Origin of the sequence: Paenibacillus tyrphae (assembly GCF_000722545.1) — a bacterium.
Lineage (GTDB): Bacteria > Bacillota > Bacilli > Paenibacillales > NBRC-103111 > Paenibacillus_G > Paenibacillus_G tyrfis.
Genome location: NZ_JNVM01000005.1, coordinates 272,230 through 290,431, shown reverse-complemented (window position 1 = coordinate 290,431; position 18,202 = coordinate 272,230). Strand labels below are relative to the sequence as shown.

Below are 18,202 nucleotides of genomic sequence, written 5' to 3'. Positions count from 1 at the left end.
AATTGAAAATTTCAATTCCTCATAGGTACGGTTAATCACCGGTAAAAAAGAAAGAGATTGTAAAGGAAGCTTGCGAGTGACGATTCCTTATAGGTACGTTAAAAAACTTTTAAGCCTGATGGGAAGGTTACTCGGGCCGAATTCATGTTTCAATTCCTCGTAGGTAAGTTAAAAACAAGAAAGTACGCTTCGGCGGACACCTGTCCAACGAAAAGTTTCAATTCCTCATAGGTACGTTCAAAACTTCGGAGTCGTTACTGAAGACAATATCCTATCAACGCGATTCAATTCCTCATAGGTACGTTCAAAACCCGTAAAAACGCCGCTGTTACGCCATTTTTCACCTATAAAAAAACAAATTCCTCTCACGCCAGCTACCAAAATCTCTGTTCCCGCGAGACCCTCGTTGCCGTCGATCCCTCGACTTTTTTGCAGCATTGGAGGTCGACGACACAAATGTGCAGTTACATTATAACGCTTTACCCGCTTTTTTCCAACAGAATTCAACTCTGCTTTAGCATGTTCCTATATCGCTTATGCTAATTCTACCTCTTTGGTGTCCTTACCTTCAATTTTTTCTAGCGACCGAACACAAAGAACGGAACCGACTCCTAATTTGTAACTCCCTGCCCGTTCCGGGATCGCGGCCAGCAGCGACTCGTGTTGGATGCTGCGGGTGTACAGCTCCTCGCTTTCAGCCAGCCCGCAAATTTTTAGTTCAGAGAGAATTGTTATGAAAAAAAAGTCTTCTTTTCACCCTTTCTGGACTGATCGGTTCAGATATGTTATATTGCAATTACGGGAGGTGTTACTCATCGCTAGGACAAAAGAGTTTAACGAGGATCAAGCGCTACACCAAGCGATGCTGTTGTTTTGGAAAAAGGGTTATGAGGCAACAAGCATTCCGGACTTGCTACAAGTTATGGGCATTAGCCGATCCAGTCTTTACGATACTTTTTCCGACAAGCAAGCATTGTACATTGCTGCATTGGAACATTACAAAAAGGTTAGCCTCAATAAACGGGTCATTCTTGAACGGGCATCAAGCGTTAGAGCAGGACTTCGACAATATTTTGAGCATCATATTGCGACAGCGTACGATACTAGCCTGCCGGGCGGGTGTTTTGTAACGAACGCAGCTACAACACTGGAATCGCCGGATGAAAAATTAAATGAATTAATAAAGACCAGTTTTTCGAATTTGGAACAGGCTTTTTCTGAGCTTTTGGAAAAAGGCCGACAATCAGGCGAAATCGATAAAACTACAGATATCAAAGCTTTGTCTTACTTATTGCTAAATTTACATCAAAGCATAAATGTCATGGTAAAAGTAGATCCAGATCAGCAACGCGCAAAGGACATGATAAAAATTGTAACTGAAGGAATATAAATTTTTTTTGACTATATTGGAACGATTGTTCCGTTATCGTATTCATATTAAACATGGAGATGAGACTTATGAAAGTATCGTTTATTGGGCTTGGAAATATGGGCTTTCCAATGGCACAAAATTTGTTGAAAGCCGGTTATGAATTAATCATTTTTAATCGTACCCCCGAAAAAGCGGAACCCTTAATGCATCAGGGAGCACGATATGCCGAAACACCGTTGGAGGCAGCCAAAGAGAGCGATCTTGTCATAACCATGCTTTCTGATGATGCGGCTTTGGAGGAGGTCGTTAAGGGGCCGAATGGAATACTGAACGGATTGCCAGAAAAAGGGATTCACATATCTGCAAGTACGATAAGTGTAGATCTGGCTCGGAAATTATCTACCGCGCATGCAGAGAAAAAGCAATACTTTGTGTCCGCCACGGTACTGGGGCGTCCGGATGCCGCTAAAGCAGCTAAATTACGCATCATTTTGGCAGGTCCGGAACAAGCCAGACAACGAGTAATTCCTGTTTTAGCAGCATTGGGTCAAGAAATATTCGAGATTGGGGATCATAGCGAACAAGGGAATGTTGTAAAAATAGGCGTAAACTTTTTAATTGCTTCAATGCTGGAAGCTTTGTCGGAAGCGCAGCTGATGGTGGAAAAGCACGGCTTAGAGTCGGCCCGCTTTATGGATGTCGTGAATGCTCTTTTTCAATCTCCGGTATATCAGAACTATGGAGCGATAATGACAGAACAGCGTTTTGAACCGGCCGGTTTTAAAATGAAGCTTGGGCTGAAGGATGTTGAACTGGCTATAAAGGCAGCGCAGTCCGTCCATGCTCCTCTGCCTCTGGGCCAACTTATTCATAATCATTTTTCTGTAGGAATGGCCCGAGGTTATGGTGAAATGGATTGGACGGCTTTAATCCGTTGTCTAGAGCATTCTTCTTAAAAATTAGGGTTGCCCCGAATCTCTGTTGGGCGTAGTGCAGGAGAAAAATCAAAAAAGGTGAGATGAACCATGGAAATAGGTGTTACTTCGTTCGTAGAAACAAAGCCTGATATTGAGACTGGTATAGTGGTAAGCCACGCGCAGCGAATACGTGAAGTAGTCGAAGAAATCGTTCTTGCAGATCGGGTGGGACTTGATGTTTTCGGCATAGGTGAGCATCATCGGGAAGATTACGCTGCTTCTTCACCGGCAGTTGTGTTATCTGCTGCTGCACCTCTAACTAAACGGATTCGGCTGACTAGTGCTGTAACGGTCCTTTCATCAGCCGATCCTGTACGTGTGTTTCAGGATTTTGCTACGCTTGATGGCATCTCCGATGGACGTGCCGAGATCATAGCAGGCAGAGGCTCCTTTATTGAGTCTTTTCCGTTGTTTGGTTATGACTTACATGATTATGAGGAGTTATTTAATGAAAGTATCGAACTGCTACTGAAATTACGGGAATCCGAGAAAGTAACATGGAGGGGAGGCCATCGGCCTGCGATTCATAATCTTGGTGTGTACCCCCGTCCCGTTCAGGACTCTTTACCCATATGGATTGGCAGCGGAGGTACCCAAGAGTCCGCCGTACGTGCAGGTCTTCTGGGACTGCCATTGATCCTGGCGATCATTGGTGGAAGTCCGACGCATTTTGCACCGCTTGTACAGCTTTACAAGAAGGCGGCAACCCATGCTGGTCATGATGTATCGCGGCTTCGGGTGGGGTCTCACTCAATCGGATTCGTTGCAGAGGATACAGAGTTGGCGGCAGATACATTTTTTCCGTCTACTCAGGCCGGTATGAATAAACTCGGCAAAGAGCGAGGGTGGGCGTATTATGACCGGTCCAGTTTTGATGCTGCCCGACGTTTTGAAGGCGCATTGTATGTTGGTGATCCGGAAACGGTTGCCCAGAAGATCATCCACCTGCGCAAGCATGTAGGCATTACACGCTTTATGATGTATGTACCCTTAAGCACGATGCCGCATGAGCTGGTCATGCGGGCCATCGAGCTGCTCGGAACCGAGGTTGCTCCACGGGTAAGAGAGGAAATTGCCAAGTGGGAAGCTGAGATGGAATAAGGAGTATCCTTTCAATCGTCATTCAGAACACGAGAATAAACGAAGATCCCGTTTCGTTTCATTATATTGCCGGAGGGATTTACATGAGTATGGATAAACGTATATTGCCAGAATTAAGAAAGGCTTTTGCACAATTTCCCGGGTTTCAATTGGAAGAGAATTTGGAGTGGAGCAGAAGTCTGGTGTCGGCTCCGCCTGTGAAGAAGTCAGAGCATGTACACATAACCAGTCGAACGATTCCGGGTGCTGCAGGTGAGATGCTGGCTAAAATTTACGAACCTGCCGGACGAAAGGGTGACAAGCTTCCAGCCATGCTGTGGATTCACGGAGGCGGATATGTGATGGGACATCCTGATATGGACGATGAATTGTGCGAACGCTTCGTTCAGACGGCTGGATGCGTAGTCGTGTCGGTGGATTACAGGCTTGCTCCCGAGAACCCTTACCCAGCAGCTATCGAAGATTGTTATGCTGGCCTGGTCTGGATGACAGAGGAGGCGGAATCGCTGGGAATTGATGTGAACCGGGTTGCGATTGCCGGCGCAAGCGGCGGCGGCGGGCTAACAGCAGCGCTCGCGCTGATGGCACGTGATAAAGGCGGACCATCCATTATCTTTCAAATGCCGTTGTACCCGATGCTCGACAACCGTAACATCACGCCATCAAGCCATGAGATTACGGAAGATCGCGCAATCTGGAACCGAACGAACAACTTGGCGGCTTGGAACATGTACCTGGGCGAGGAGAACGATGCCAGCGAATTATCTCCCTATGCGGTACCGTCGAGAGCGGAGAATTTGGCAGGGCTGCCACCAACCTATACGTGTGTGGGTCAGCTTGATCTGTTCCGAGATGAGACGATCGAATATGTAACGCGGCTTGCACAAGCAGGTGTAGATGTCGAATTTCATCTGTATCCCGGATGCTTTCACCTTTTTGAAAGTTTCGTTCCAGAAGCGGAAGTGAGTCAGCACGCCGTTCAAAGCTATATGGATGCGATGGCCCGTGCCCTTCATACTTAATCTATTCAGATTGTAAGAATCGACACGGATATACGTAAGGGCCGTAAAACAGCTTCCACTGCAGTCATAATGAAACCATCAGTGTCAAGGAGCATCTTCTCCTCCAAGGGAGAGGATGCTCTTGTTGCAGCCACTCCAACGACGGTGTACGGTATATGCAGCGCTTCAAGTTGATGCAGGTTTATCTCCAATCATGTTGCTCCGGATACAGGTGTCGACCCGTAAAGACTTTTCTTCCTTCGAACTAGACCCACTTTTTCGAAGCTGGAACAACTTCGACTATGACGTCCTTAGTCGCCGAAGGATGTTTCAATTTCTCCGTAGATACGTTCTAACCATCATCAACGTTAGATTGGACATAAAAGAGCTTTCGAGTTTCAATTCCTTATAGGTACGTTCAAAACCCGCTTGGGCTAGCCCGGCAAACAGAAATCCGGATAGTTTCAATTCCTCATAAATTGAAATGTATCTATATTGAATCCGAGTATATCTTTAAAACCCTTGATAATCAAGGGTTTTTCCTGTTCGTATCCGTTCGTAATCAGAGTTAATAATTGAGGTTCCAAGTGAAGTGTGTCCCCATTTCGTCCCCAGCTTTCTCCATTCAACACTTGATTATAGCGGCAGTATCCGGGTGCGTATGCCTAAGACATTGCACCGTGATTTAGCAACCGCCGCTGAGCTTGAGGGCGTATCACTTAACCAGTACATGCTGTATAAGTTAAGCAAATAGTGAAGAGTCCCTGACCAGTTCAATCGACTGGCGGGGACTCTTTTCGTCTTTCCAACAAATCTCTTACTTCCACCCCAAGAAATTCACATAGCTTGTCCAGCATATCCCGAGGATATCTTTCCATTGTACCATTGTACATTCTGCGAGCAATTTCGAAATGGATATCGGCCCCCGTAGCGATCTGCCGGATCGACAACCCCCGAGAGTCTGCAATCTCCTTTAACTTTGACCGGATCATAGGACACCCCGCCTGACGAGGCCCGCCGCGGAACGGGCCGAAACCTACCGGCTTATTACCGGATGGTCGCGGATATCCGCCTCACGGCCGCCGCGCAGCGTGCCGTTTTGCATAGATGATCTTTGATCCTTGATAATTGGAGAAAATATTATGTGCGATTTGGAAAGCCTTCTAATGAAGATAGTGGAGCTTAGGGCCGAAATGCTTTGTCAAATAAAGGCCTCTCCGATCCCGAAGTCATAGCGGCCAGTCAGAGATTAGACGATGCCCTGAACGAATATGAAATGATGAAACGATCCCCCACCGGCCGAAGCTAGTGGGGAATGCTCAATTGTCCGTCCCTAAGCCGGATGCATCACGCAACTACTCCGCTAGTCATACCACCCCTGGGGCGGTAATATCAAGGGTGATTATTAGTGATGATCCGCCTATATTCTTAGTTTTGGAAATCATAAAATTGGATATTAAGCTTGACATCGGTTGTGCCAGAGTAGTACATGACATTTGTAACATCGAGACGATAAAACGTTGATGAGTCACTCCCCAAAATTTCACTGCGTACCCCATTTCCCGAAGCATTATATTCCTTTATCAGTTCCCAATTCCCATTTTTGTAAATGTAATGCTTATAATTTAAAAATGGAATACCACCGGATACACCCTGTTGATTCGCTTCATATGTGAGCGTTTTATTGCTAGCAGGTAATATCCAGTAAAATGATTGAGTTTCCCACGGTTTAAGAGTATAACTCCCACTAGGATCACTGGCGAGTGAAATGATATTGCTTGTCTCAGGTGTTTTATCAGCGAAACTTGCCGGAACATTCACATCCGCAGCACTAACAGGTACTGCAAAAGCCAAACATGCAAGTGCCGAAACCATACAAACCTTTTTCAAAATTTTCACTTTAATCACTCCTGTATCTTAATAAGTTTAATTTACAGTAAAATAATAACATTAAATTACTCATAATGTAAGTAATGTAATATAAATATTAATAGTTTTTTAGAAAATAAACTTTTCATTATCATCCGTTTATTGCAAAACCTGCCCTGATGCCTTCCTGCAGCGTCGCATCCAATTTGCGAAAAAATCTCAACTTTTTTGAGAAAAAAATAACTCCTGAACCCAAGAGCTCAGGAGTTATTTTTTCTATTCGCCTACACCAACGTCTACATAAGCTGTCACAGGTTGCTGATTTAGCCCAGGTGGTGGAGTTGTCACAATCCCTAATACCAGAAGAAAAGCTAATGAAAAAAATACTTTCCTCATTCGTTTTTCACTCCCAATAATTGTTTATATCGCTCCTTTTGGTCTTCAGAAAGAGCGTCGATTGTTTTCTTGATTGCAGCAACACACATTTCAAAACCCGTAAAATACTTCATCCTTTTTGCTACCTCTAAAGCTTGAAGCAGTTCGTCAACATGAGAAGAAACTTCCTTTTTTCTCAAGCTATATTTTGCCTAAGACATCCCGCCCGTACCCGAGGTTTCTTTCGGTTTCAATTCCTCATAGGTACGTTCAAAACTTGGCGCCGCCTCCTCGTTGAAGCTCTCTGATCGTGGTTTCAATTCCTCATAGGTACGTTCAAAACACGTAGTGAGTACGCTACAGTTTCACTTATCGTTCAAGTTTCAATTCCTCATAGGTACGTTCAAAACGAGAACGGAATGAACGACTTAATCAGCACGACAACGGTTTCAATTCCTCATAGGTACGTTCAAAACTTAGCAAACACAATCCAGCAGCCTGAAGACTATCCTGTTTCAATTCCTCATAGGTACGTTCAAAACCCACAAAAACGCCGTCGTTACGCTATTCCCACACATCTAACAAACAATTCTCCCCCTCACGTCAGCTACCAAAATCTCTTTACCCGTGCAGTCTTCGTTGTCGTCGATCCCCCGGCTTTTTTACAGCATTGGAGGTCGACGACACAAATGCGTAGTTACATTATACAACTTTGCCCGTTTTTTTCCAACGGAATTAAACTCTGACGCTTTGGTTTATTCCTATGGCTTAAGCTAATTCTACCTCTTTAATATCCTCGCCTTCAATCTCTTCCAGCGGCCGAACACAGCGAACGGAATCGACCCTAATTCCTAATCCCCTACCCACTCATCCCCAAACCCTCACACCTTACCCTACCCTTCAGCAACCGCCACCCAATGCCCCTTCTTCACTTCAACGAAGCTTGAGCGCTCCAAGCCGTACGGGTCCGCCTTCGAGGATTCCGCCTCAGCGGTGAACGTCTTCTGCGATTCCACCTTCGGATCGGGAACCGGGATCGCGGCCAGCAGCGACTTCGTATAGGCATGCTGCGGATTCTCGTACAGCTCCTCGCTTTCAGCCAGCTCCACGATCTTGCCTTTATACATCACCGCCACGCGGTCGCTGATATGCTTGACCATCGACAGATCGTGCGCGATAAACAGATAGGTAAGACCCAATCGCTGCTGCAGCTCCTCCAGAAGCTTCACGATCTGCGACTGGATCGAGACGTCCAGAGCCGACAACGGCTCATCGCACACGATAAATTCCGGCTCGATGGCCAGGGTGCGGGCGATGCCGATCCGCTGGCGTTGCCCCCCCGAGAATTCGTGAGGATACCGCATGGCATGCGCAGGGCTAAGCCCGACCATATCGAGCAGTTCTTCGACCCGCTTCTGCCGCTCCTTTTTCCCTCCTGCGATCCGGTGCACGTCTAGCGCCTCACCAATGATATCGACGATGCGGAGACGCGGGTTCAGCGAAGCGTACGGATCTTGGAAAATCATCTGCATATAGCGCCGCATCGTCTTCATTTCACCACGGTTGAGCCGGTTCAAGGCGATCCCCTTGAAAAGCACCTCGCCCCCGGTAGGCTCGTTCAGACGAAGAATCGCTCGCCCCGTCGTCGACTTACCGCTCCCGGATTCGCCTACGACGCCAAGCGTCTCGCCGGCCCGGATATCGAAGCTGATATCGTTGACCGCCTTGACGATCTGCCCCTTCCCGAGATCAAAATACTGCTTCAGCGACCGGACCTCCAGCAGCGGACGATCCTCGGCCGATCTCGTGATGAGCGGCACGGGCTTCGGCTTCTTCTTCTCGTCCAACCGGGGCAGCGCGTTCAGCAGCCGGATCGTATAAGGATGCTTCGGCGAGTAGAAAATCTCTTCCGTCGTGCCCGTCTCGACGATCTCTCCTTCCTTCATGACGACGACGCGGTCGCACATGCCGGCAACGACGCCCAAGTCGTGCGTAATGAGGATGATCGAGGTGCCGAGCTTAAGCTGAAGCTCCTTCATTTGATGCAAAATCTGCGCCTGTATCGTTACATCCAGCGCAGTTGTCGGTTCGTCGGCGATCAGCAGCGACGGACGGCAAGCGAGCGCGATGGCAATCATCACCCGCTGACGCATGCCGCCGGAAAATTCATGAGGATACTGCATATAGCGCGCCTCGCTATACGGGATGCCAACCATCCGCAGCATCTCGATCGCTTCCCTGCGCGCTTCCGTCTTGGAGAGCTTCCGGTGCTTGATCAAGCTCTCCTCGATCTGCTTGCCGATCCGCATGGTCGGGTTGAGCGAAGACATCGGGTCCTGAAAAATCATTCCGATCTCCCGCCCCCGGATCTGCTCCATCTCTTGTTCGGTTTTATGGGCCAGATTCTGGCCTTGGAATAAAATCTCTCCGCCCTTCACCATCGAGGGTGGCGAAGGCAGCAGACGCATGATCGTGCGCGCCGTGACGCTCTTGCCACTGCCGGATTCTCCGACGATCCCGAGCGTCTCGCCCTTGCGTACCTCGAAGCTCACATTCCGGACGGCTTCGACTTCTTTATCGCGAGAATAAAATGAAACGGATAATTGGTTCACCTGCAATAACGTATCCATGGAGTCACCTGCGTTGAATCGTAAATTTTGAAAAACCTGGTTTCATCGGTTGTAATTGTTGACATTTTTCGACCCTTATCTTAAAATCTACTATAACAATCGGAATAATGCAAATAGTAAAATGCTAATTTACTTGAAAGGGAGCGCACAAGCTTGACAGGGCAAACGGTCGTGACAGGTTCCCGTCTCGTTGACCGAATCGGGAACATCTACTCCAAAATGTTGCTGCACCCGGCTTATCGTTTCCTGCTACTGCTCGCAGGGGCGCCCGTAAACGTAATTGTCGGCATCGCCTACCTATATGGGCGCAAACGGAAGGCGCATCAGGAACTGCGCCGAAGTCTGGAACGCAAGCTGCTGGAATCCGGCTACCGGGACCGGATTTTATCGGAAACGAAGGAGCAGTTGACCCGGAAGCATCATTTTTTCAACCAACAGGTCGATCAGAAGCAGTTAGAGCATGAAGCGGAGCGCATAGCCTCCGAAAAGTTCAAGGAAGCTCTGCAGCAGCAGGTCGAGGCTCATCTGGAGCAGCATCACGAGACGCAGGTCACGTTTGCGGAGACGTTTCGGATGTTGATCCAAAACCCGGCGTTTCTGGCTGTAACTTTCCTGCCGGGCATCCTGATGTATGCGCTGATCGGAATCTACGGCAACGCTTATCTGAAATACATCGTGGAACGGCTGGTCATGACGGTGCTGGTCATTTTCGGCGTCGCCTTCCTGGTCTTCACCATCTTGTACATATCGCCGATGGAACCGGCCGCCAATATTCTCGGGGAAACCGCGACCGCCGAGCAGATCGCCGCATTCAAAAAGCTGTACGGATTGGATCAGCCCTATCTGGTTCAGCTCTGGGATACGCTAAGAGGCATCCTGACCTTCGATCTCGGCAAGTCGTTTGCGGGCAACGAGGAGGTTACGACGGCCATCGCCAAAAAATTCCCCGTGACGCTGACACTCACGGTGATATCCACGATCGTTGCGGTGCTCATCGCCCTGCCGATCGGCATTATATCGGCGACGCGGCCAAATTCGTTTTTCGATTATACGTTTATGTTCATCGCGCTGCTCGGCTTGTCGATCCCGAACTTCTGGCAAGGCTTGATCTTTATCTTGAACTTTTCGATCAAGCTGCAATGGCTTCCCGCCACCTATAATCCGGAGAACGGGCTGTCGATGATCATGCCGGTTATCGTTCTGGGGACGGGCCTAACGGCGGCGGTCGCGCGGATGACCCGCTCTTCCACGCTTGAGGTCATTCACGAGGATTACATTACGACCGCCAAAGCCAAGGGGCTATCCCGCAGGCGCGTCCTGTGGAGGCACGCGGTAGGCAACGCGCTGATCCCGATCATTACGGTCATCGGACTTCAGTTCGGCGGAATGCTCGGAGGCTCGGCCGTGACCGAGAAGGTGTTCAACATTAACGGCATCGGGAGCTATATCGTGGACAAGCAGTTCATCCCGGACATTCCCGCGATTATGGGCGGCGTCGTCTATACCGCGATCGCAATCTCTATCGTCAATGTCGTGATCGATATTTTGTACGCGTTTTTTGATCCAAGAATCCGTTCAAAAATGAAACAATACTAGCAGGTGGCAGCCGTGAATACAATTCAACCAAACAAACATGAAGTCCACTTCCGGCTGGCCTCTTGCCCGGAATACAGTCAAGCCGGCTTCTCCGGCATCGCTTCGCTCGGAATCGCCTTGGTGCTGCTGCTGAACAGCTACGACGGGTCCGGCGCGGTCTGGAAGCCGGCCGTCTTGGCTGCATGCGCCGCCTATCTCGTTTTTGGGCTGCTGCAGTTAGCGGTCAGGTTCTTGATCAAAAGAGACCTGCTTCGCAGCGGCGAGCTGCGGCGGGCCACGCGCCGATTAGGCTATGTGCTGCTGCTCAGCTTGCTGACAGCCAATATTTTCGTCGGGACGGCGGCTTTCCAGCTCATCAAACGCAAGAAAAGCGCCACCTATACGTTGGCCTTTTATACGTTGCTTACGACCTTGTTCGTCTTCGCCGTCTCGGCCTTGAACGTATTCAAGCCTTACGTCGCCAATACGTTCCTGCATGGCATGGCGCTGCTCATCGTAGCAGCCGTGCTCCAACTGGTCGCCTTGCTGCTAGTAGCGTGCTATGCAGAAGACAAGATTTTGCCCAAGTGGATGTGGATCGTCGCCATCGCGCTGTTGGCGACCGCTGCAACAGGCAATCTGTTCGCCCTGTTCCTCGGCCTCCTACTGATCGCCAAGCTGCGCGACAAGGAACAGATGTCGGACTCGAAGCTTCACCATGCCGTCGAGCGCCTGTCCAGAAGCTCCACCTCGATGCTCGGTTTGTTTTTTATCTGCTTTCTGCTTACCATCGCCGTGTGCAGCTATCTGACGTTCGATTACGGCATGGCGATCGAAAACAACTACGGGGCGATTTTGCAGGCTCCGAGCTTGGCTTACCCGCTTGGCACCGACAATTTCGGACGCGACCTGTTCTCTCGAATCGTGTTCGGCGCGCGAATCTCGTTGTTCGTCGGCTTTTTGTCCACGCTGATCCCCGTCGTGATCGGGGGGATACTGGGTGCGATCTCCGGTTATTTCGGCCGGCAGACAGATAACGTGATCATGCGGGCGCTCGACATCCTGTACGCCATTCCGGGCATCCTGCTCGCGATTGCGATCATCGCGGCATTCGGCGCCAACACCATGAATCTCATTCTCGCGCTGAGCGTCGGAGCGATTCCCGCCTATGCGCGGACGATGAGGGCGAACGTCATGCTCGTCTCGACGCTCGAATATGTGCAGGCGGCACGGGCTTTCGGCTCCGGCGATCTATTGATTCTGTTCAAGCATATCATTCCCAACTCGATCTCTCCGATGATCGTCAAATCGACGCTGACCATCGGGAGCGCCGTCATTTCGACCAGCAGCTTGAGCTTTCTCGGGCTCGGCGTCGAGCCGCATATCCCGGAATGGGGTAACATTCTTAAGGTCGGCAGTGCGTACCTGGAGTCGCACTCGTTTACAGCCATCTATCCGGGCCTGGCGATCATCGCGCTGGTCCTCTCCTTCAATTTCCTGGGAGACGGTCTCCGCGACGCGCTCGATCCGAAGCTGGAGTAAGGCTGCCGTCCTGGCAGGCAACGCATTCGGAATCCTCATCCATACTCTATCTCCTTTTCAGATGCTTGAATCTTGCAGGGGCGATAAATGAATGTGTGTGAGTTCATATTTCATAACTATTTTCATCAGGAGGGACTTTCATTGAAGAAAAAGGGGAAATTGCTCATTCCGGCGATTCTTGGCGTATCGCTTATGCTGAGCGGATGCACTTTAACAACCAAAGACGAACAGGCGCAATCCAAACCGTCTTCAGAGCAACCGGCGGGCGACAGCAGCCGAGTCGATATCGAGCTGCTCGCTATGAGCTCCGGAGAGGCGGACGTCAACATCATCCGCGATCAACTGACCAAGAACGGCTTCAACGTCAAGCTGAACCTTCAACCAGACTATGGCTCGTTCAAGGCGCAGCAGGACGCAGGCAATTACGACATCTCCCTGTCGGGCTGGACCACGGTAACCGGCAACCCGGATTACGCCGTACGCTCGCTGTTCAAAACGGGCGGCGACTACAGCATTGTGGCCGACAAGGAAATCGACGATTTGATTGAAAAAGCTTCGACACAGACGCAAGGAGAGTACAAAGATACGTACAAACAGCTTGAGCAGAAGCTGGTGTTCGACAAGGCGTATATCGCCCCTCTGTATATCTCCGTCAAATCGCAGGCTTTTAACCAGGAGGTTCTGAAAAAGGAGTCCGTACGGCTGTCGAAATCCCGCTCCCTTCCGTGGGAAGAGCTGGATTTCAAGGATGAGGGGAAACGCGCAAAAGACCCGATTCTCCTGCAATCGTCGCTTCCGACCTTGACGTCGCTCGACCCGATCAAAGGAAACGACGGCTCGATCAACATCATCAATACCAACATGTACGTGCGTTTGCTCAACCTGACGGATGACGACAAGCTGACCGCCGAAGGCTCCCTGTCGTATAACTTCGCCATCGCCGAAGGCAATACCGACTATTATTTCATCCTGCGGGACGACATCAACTTCGCTCAAATCAAGGATAAGCTGGCCGTCGATACAGGCGAGCGCGTTGGCGCAGACGATGTCATTTTCTCCCTGCTGCGCGCGAAGGATAAAAACTCGGTGCCGAACCACCGAACGTACACGCTGCATGAGCACATCAAGAACGCAGAGCTCGTGACCGACCCGGCTGTTCTGGAATCGATCAAGCAATCCGACAGCTCCGAAACGCTGAAAAGCGGTCTGGAAAAAGGCCTGGGCGCCAAAATCTCCGTGCTGGTCTCGGACAAGAAACAAGCCAACAGCAAAGAAGGCAAATATCAAGTCGTGAAGCTGACGACAACCAATCCGTTCCCGCAAGTGCTGAACTACCTGGCTCACCAATCGGCGGGCATCGTGTCCAAGAAGCAAGTCGAGAGTATCAACACATATGATGTAGCCAAATTTGATGTCAACAAAGACATCCCGTACGGCGATCAAAACACGGTAACCGAGGGCGCAAAATACAACAACACCCTGTTCACGAGCGGTCCGTACATCCTGTCTTACAAGAACGATTACGAAGCGATTTTCCTCAAAAACCCGGCTTACATGGCGGGCACGAAGCACGAACCGAAGGTAAACAATATCAAGATCCGCTTTATCAAAGACGCCGACAGCTCACTATCCGCGCTGCGCAGCGGCGAGATTCACCTGTTCTACGGCGTGCTGGAGACGAAGTTCGACATCGTCAAAAGCGACAGCAAGCTCTCGCTGCAAACCATGCCGAGCAACGCCGTCTCGTACCTGCTGTTCAATACGAAAAACCGTGAAGTGGCGAAAAGCGCCGATTTGAGAAAAGCGGTGCTCTCCTCCATCAATCAAGACGATTTCCTCGCTTACTACAAAAACAACAAATTCAAAGCCGTATCGACGGTCAGCCCGATCGTCCAAACCGGCCTTGAGCTCAAAGCCGATGCCGGCAAAGCCAAAGAGTTCTTGAACGCCTACAAAGCTAGCAAAAAATAAGGAATTCAGCGATAATGAAAAGAGACTGCCTCAACTGGGCGGTCTCTTTCTTCACAAACTTTCGAACGCCTATAACTAAGGAGCGATCATCCATGTCTTCTTCCGATAAAAGTAAAGCCAAGCTGTCGCAATGGGATGCCCTCATGCTGGAATCGTTAAACGCCTACGGTTGGTCCAAGGAGGAGCGGCTTCGCCGCATCCATGCCAGTGAGCTGCCCCAGGATGAGAGCAAATTCAAGTTCGACTACAAGCTGCTGACCGTAGCGGCCGCCAGTGACCCAGCCACCTTCGAAGACGCCGTCCACAACGGCTACCAGATCAAGTTCAGCACGCTGCGGGGCATCTCCAGTTGGCTTCTGCTCGCCTTAGGCGAGGAAGCCGAGCTCAGCCTGGAGCCCGGACAAGAGTCGGTCTCCGCCAAGCTGACTGTGGAGGAGCGTGACCGCCTGGCATCGACGCTGTCGTACGGCTGGGTCATTCACGGCGAGCACACAGGAGCGGCCGATGAGAAGTCGGCCTACCGCATCGAGCCGCTGAACCGGTTGTAACGAAATGTGCACGATAGAGTGCTAAAGCAACGAGGCCGCCGATATCGTTTCTCGGTGGCCTCGTTTTTTCGTGGATTTTGCGCTCATGCTTCTTCCCGTTAGTTCAGTCCTATTTTTGAAGTCTATTTAATAAAAAGTCTTTGTGTTCTTCTGACAGTCTCAACAAATGGAACTCCCCGTTTTTTACGAGAGCATTGATCCTAGCAGACTCTTCCCAAGCCATATCATAAAGTTGCTTATCAATAATGCCATTCCTCAAGGCTTCTTCCAGTTCATCAGCATCCTTTTGGACAACTTCTCCCGACGGTAAGATGATGATATCTAAATACAAGTCATCCATCCATGGGATGTTGTTTTCGCCGATTCCATTCATGTAACAGATATCAATGTACCATTGAACAACTTTCCCTCTTGCGTTAAACATTGTTGTCACCGAATGATGCTTATCGGATGGGAATTGTTGAAGCCACAAATAACCGTCATCAGCAATACAAATATTTTTATCGTCATAGGTGACGTATAAAGGTTCTGTAACTTTGGAAATTTCAAGAAGTGTTACCTGCCCTTTATAGCTCTCCGTTTCCAAATAAGACTGCGCGTACCTTCTCTCCACTACGCGCTTCCACTCTGCACGATCTCCGTATTTTCTTTTCAGGGGCTTCATCTCCTACGCACCGTTTACATCGATCATTATGCCCCGCGGGCGTGTTATGGGAAGGATGGATCTTCGAGTATTTCAATTCCTCATAGGTACGTTCAAAATTCGAGCACCAAAATACATAGAACGCAACCATACGCAAGTTTCAATTCCTCATAGGTATGTTCAAAACTTCTTGCCCTAGCATGCGCAAAAGGGCCATTCTAACATGTTTCAATTCCTCATAGGTACATTCAAAACGGTATAAGCGGGGCGATAAGCAGCGTAGCCGATAGCGGTTTCAATTCCTCATAGGTACGTTCAAAACTGCGGAGTATTTTGGACTGCCTATGGACGATTTTTAGTTTCAATTCCTCATAGGTACGTTCAAAACCCAGTTTAACCCCTCATAAGGGATAAAGGAGATGAAAGTTTCAATTCCTCATAGGTACGTTCAAAACGTATAACAAAGAAACAGTCAAGGTAGGCTATCTAATGTTTCAATTCCTCATAGGTACGTTCAAAACTTGATATGCCTAGTAGTTAGGTTTCAATTCCTCATAGGTACATTCAAAACGAAAATAATGCCGCGAAAAAGTTCGTTCCCGTCTTCGTAGTTTCAATTCCTCATAGGTACGTTCAAAACCGCTGAAGCAGTATCTGGCAACATCGTTGATATGGGTTTCAATTCCTCATAGGTACGTTCAAAACCCATCAAAATGCCGTAATTCCTGCAGTTTCCTTTCTTTACAAAATCACATTCAAGTCACCCAAATCGCCAAAATCCCGCCGCTACGCCATTCATTTGTCGTCGATCCCCGGACTTTTTTGCAGCATTGGGGGTCGACGACAACTTTAGCACAGTTAAATTATAATACGTCCCCCACCTTTTTCCAACCCCTATGATCTCACGCTTCCTCGTGTCGGATTACTGTCCACTCTCAACACTTTTGTTAATAATGCAGAAAAAGTTCGCGTTACCTCATGCCTAATGTCCAGATCAGGATCTAAAATAGTCACATCCATCCCGATCACTTTAGGCGAAGAAAGTATCCTGTTCAAAAGGATGGTTAGCTCGTCCCACTGTAGACCTTCGGACTCCGGGCAATCCACACAAGGCATGATCGCGGCATCCAGTATGTCAGCATCCAAATGAAGCCAAAAACCTTCAACTTCTGTCTGACTTATGAAAGTCAATACGTCGTCAGCTACTTGTTCAATTCCAAGCTTCTGAACTCTCGCTGCACTCCAACATGTAATGCCGTCTGCTGTGGCTTCTTGTATAATCTCCTGTTCAGGATCAGCTTCACGGTAACCAAAACTAACAACGTCCCTACTGCGTATGTATGGTCTATGATTTTCAAGATTTGTAAGAAGTTCCGTTCCTTTTCCCGAAACAAGTGCCAAATCCATTCCTGCCACAACTGCTTTATCTTTATTGAGTTTATTATAGTAATCCGGATGTGCGTCAAGATGAATCAGTCCATATCTTCCCTTACGCTTTAAAGCCAAGGTACTTCCGATAAGTACACTGCAATCCCCGCCCAACACAAGGGGAAAACCCTGACGCTCCAATGCTTTTTCCACTTCATCGGCCAATGTTATAGAAAAAGAAGCGATTGGGCGACCGTTTAATGCACCGTCATCATACTGTTCAAATGCCGGATAGACAGGTTGGGAAAGCTTGATTACATCATGAGGTTTAACGGAATCATGAAAACCGATTTGTTCAAGTACTTCCGGCAGTTTTCCGCATCCCCTCTCTTTGCCGTCCGGATGTTTTCGTAGACCAAGATTGATCGGGGCATGAATGATGTGAATAGTTCTCCTCATAAGTCACTTCCTTCGCGTTAATTAAAAATAACGATGGCCTTGCTCAGATTGTAAGACTTAAAGTAAAATTTAAGTATTACATTATATGAAAGCAATGAAGGAGTCAATACCATGAAATATGACAAAGATCAGTGGCTTGCATTTACTTGCTATGTGCTAAACACATACGATCCTTATTATAAGGAACCCGAGCTGCTCGGAAGTTTGGAGCAGTTGAGGGCGCTTCTTAAAAAATATGATCTGTTTGAAGGGTTACCTATTTCTGACGATGACCTTCAAGCAACACGCTCCTATCGCGTCCAGCTTAGACATCATATCGCTATGGAGAACGATTCCGATCTGGTGCAAATCTTGAATGAATTCGAACAACGTTCACCTATTCAATCCCGCTTACAGATCAAGGCAGACCGTTCATTCGATTATGTGTACGAACAACATCCTGGGAGAGAAATTAGCGTGGCCGATCGCATTAGTGCGATCTGTGCGTTTACGTTGGGAAGAGTACTCGTGGAATATGGAAGAGGGCGACTCAAAATTTGTGCTTCTCCCCCCTGCGAGGAGCTTTATGTCGATCAATCCAAAAACGGGCTGCAGCGCTTTTGCAGCAAGAGGTGCTCTACCCGGTTTCATGTAAAAAAACATCGGCACTCCAATGAAATCTAGCACGATGGACGGGGGATATTGCAAGCCCTCCGCCAGCCATTTTATTCAACATTAGAGGAAGTCCGCTATAGCTAATAATGATAACCAACTGAAAGCAAACGCGCTTGT

The 18,202-nt window shown here is 48.7% G+C and carries 17 protein-coding genes and 2 CRISPR repeat arrays; of the genes, 11 read left to right on the top strand and 6 right to left on the bottom strand.

The features are described 5' to 3' along the window. Positions 1-733: 733 nt before the first annotated feature. The 5 genes from ET33_RS06955 (at position 734) to ET33_RS39465 (ending at position 5,205) form a co-directional block, all read left to right on the top strand. The gene (locus ET33_RS06955) at positions 734-1,390 is read left to right on the top strand and encodes a TetR/AcrR family transcriptional regulator (RefSeq protein ID WP_235206654.1); all 657 of its coding nucleotides are present in this window, start codon (positions 734-736) and stop codon (positions 1,388-1,390) included. 68 nt (positions 1,391-1,458) lie between these two features. Then, on the top strand, positions 1,459-2,328 hold the full coding sequence (locus ET33_RS06950) for an NAD(P)-dependent oxidoreductase (RefSeq protein ID WP_036678379.1): 870 nt from the start codon (positions 1,459-1,461) through the stop codon (positions 2,326-2,328). A gap of 69 nt (positions 2,329-2,397) precedes the next feature. Beyond that, positions 2,398-3,450 carry an LLM class flavin-dependent oxidoreductase gene (locus ET33_RS06945; RefSeq protein WP_036678375.1) on the top strand — a complete coding sequence of 351 codons (1,053 nt, stop codon included), beginning with the start codon at positions 2,398-2,400 and terminating at the stop codon, positions 3,448-3,450. An 83-nt stretch (positions 3,451-3,533) separates the two neighbouring features. Further along, positions 3,534-4,472, top strand: coding sequence for an alpha/beta hydrolase (locus ET33_RS06940; RefSeq protein WP_036678371.1), 939 nt, complete (start codon positions 3,534-3,536; stop codon positions 4,470-4,472). Positions 4,473-5,043: 571 nt separating this feature from the next. Further along, on the top strand, positions 5,044-5,205 hold the full coding sequence (locus ET33_RS39465) for a toxin-antitoxin system HicB family antitoxin (protein ID WP_327204053.1): 162 nt from the start codon (positions 5,044-5,046) through the stop codon (positions 5,203-5,205). A 19-nt stretch (positions 5,206-5,224) separates the two neighbouring features. On the opposite strand, the gene ET33_RS06930 is transcribed toward ET33_RS39465, so the two are convergent. Next, complete coding sequence (locus ET33_RS06930; RefSeq protein WP_036678363.1) at positions 5,225-5,443, bottom strand: helix-turn-helix domain-containing protein; 219 nt, start codon at positions 5,441-5,443, stop codon at positions 5,225-5,227. 206 nt (positions 5,444-5,649) lie between these two features. Between ET33_RS06930 and ET33_RS40580 the strand changes: the two genes are divergently transcribed. After that, a complete protein-coding gene (locus ET33_RS40580) occupies positions 5,650-5,760 on the top strand; it encodes a Spo0E family sporulation regulatory protein-aspartic acid phosphatase (RefSeq protein WP_081890225.1) in 111 nt (36 codons plus the stop codon). Between the two features lie 119 nt (positions 5,761-5,879). Here ET33_RS40580 and ET33_RS06925 read toward each other — a convergent pair whose 3' ends face one another. The 3 genes from ET33_RS06925 to ET33_RS40405 all read right to left on the bottom strand — a co-directional run bounded on the left by ET33_RS06925 (position 5,880) and on the right by ET33_RS40405 (position 9,325). Then, positions 5,880-6,350 (bottom strand): hypothetical protein, encoded by a 471-nt coding sequence (locus ET33_RS06925; protein WP_036678357.1) that lies wholly within the window; start codon positions 6,348-6,350, stop codon positions 5,880-5,882. Positions 6,351-6,712: 362 nt separating this feature from the next. Then, complete coding sequence (locus tag ET33_RS38345; protein ID WP_152570599.1) at positions 6,713-6,895, bottom strand: hypothetical protein; 183 nt, start codon at positions 6,893-6,895, stop codon at positions 6,713-6,715. A 47-nt stretch (positions 6,896-6,942) separates the two neighbouring features. Continuing rightward, positions 6,943-7,237: a CRISPR direct-repeat array (repeat unit 30 nt; unit sequence GTTTCAATTCCTCATAGGTACGTTCAAAAC). A 351-nt stretch (positions 7,238-7,588) separates the two neighbouring features. Beyond that, a complete protein-coding gene (locus ET33_RS40405) occupies positions 7,589-9,325 on the bottom strand; it encodes an ABC transporter ATP-binding protein (RefSeq protein WP_036678353.1) in 1,737 nt (578 codons plus the stop codon). A 153-nt stretch (positions 9,326-9,478) separates the two neighbouring features. On the opposite strand from ET33_RS40405, the gene ET33_RS06915 reads away from it, so the two are divergent. From ET33_RS06915 to ET33_RS06900, 4 genes are all read left to right on the top strand, one after another. Further along, positions 9,479-10,921 carry an ABC transporter permease gene (locus tag ET33_RS06915; RefSeq protein WP_036678349.1) on the top strand — a complete coding sequence of 481 codons (1,443 nt, stop codon included), beginning with the start codon at positions 9,479-9,481 and terminating at the stop codon, positions 10,919-10,921. 12 nt (positions 10,922-10,933) lie between these two features. Next, complete coding sequence (locus ET33_RS06910) at positions 10,934-12,442, top strand: ABC transporter permease (protein ID WP_036678345.1); 1,509 nt, start codon at positions 10,934-10,936, stop codon at positions 12,440-12,442. Between the two features lie 192 nt (positions 12,443-12,634). After that, positions 12,635-14,413: an ABC transporter substrate-binding protein gene (locus ET33_RS06905; protein WP_407668085.1), complete on the top strand. Its 1,779-nt coding sequence runs from the start codon at positions 12,635-12,637 to the stop codon at positions 14,411-14,413. A gap of 92 nt (positions 14,414-14,505) precedes the next feature. Then, positions 14,506-14,961 (top strand): hypothetical protein, encoded by a 456-nt coding sequence (locus ET33_RS06900; protein ID WP_036678336.1) that lies wholly within the window; start codon positions 14,506-14,508, stop codon positions 14,959-14,961. 109 nt (positions 14,962-15,070) lie between these two features. Here the strand turns inward: ET33_RS06900 and ET33_RS06895 are convergent, their stop codons facing one another. Both ET33_RS06895 and ET33_RS06890 read right to left on the bottom strand, forming a co-directional pair. After that, entirely contained in the window at positions 15,071-15,625 is a 555-nt protein-coding gene (locus ET33_RS06895; protein WP_036678332.1) for a DUF402 domain-containing protein, read from the bottom strand. Between the two features lie 69 nt (positions 15,626-15,694). After that, positions 15,695-16,309: direct repeats of the CRISPR family, unit length 30 nt; unit sequence GTTTCAATTCCTCATAGGTACGTTCAAAAC. Positions 16,310-16,498: 189 nt separating this feature from the next. Continuing rightward, positions 16,499-17,431 carry an arginase family protein gene (locus ET33_RS06890; protein ID WP_051775149.1) on the bottom strand — a complete coding sequence of 311 codons (933 nt, stop codon included), beginning with the start codon at positions 17,429-17,431 and terminating at the stop codon, positions 16,499-16,501. Positions 17,432-17,542: 111 nt separating this feature from the next. Here ET33_RS06890 and ET33_RS06885 point away from each other — a divergent pair, with 111 nt between their 5' ends. Next, complete coding sequence (locus ET33_RS06885; protein ID WP_036678329.1) at positions 17,543-18,094, top strand: CGNR zinc finger domain-containing protein; 552 nt, start codon at positions 17,543-17,545, stop codon at positions 18,092-18,094. The last annotated feature ends 108 nt before the right edge of the window (positions 18,095-18,202 follow it).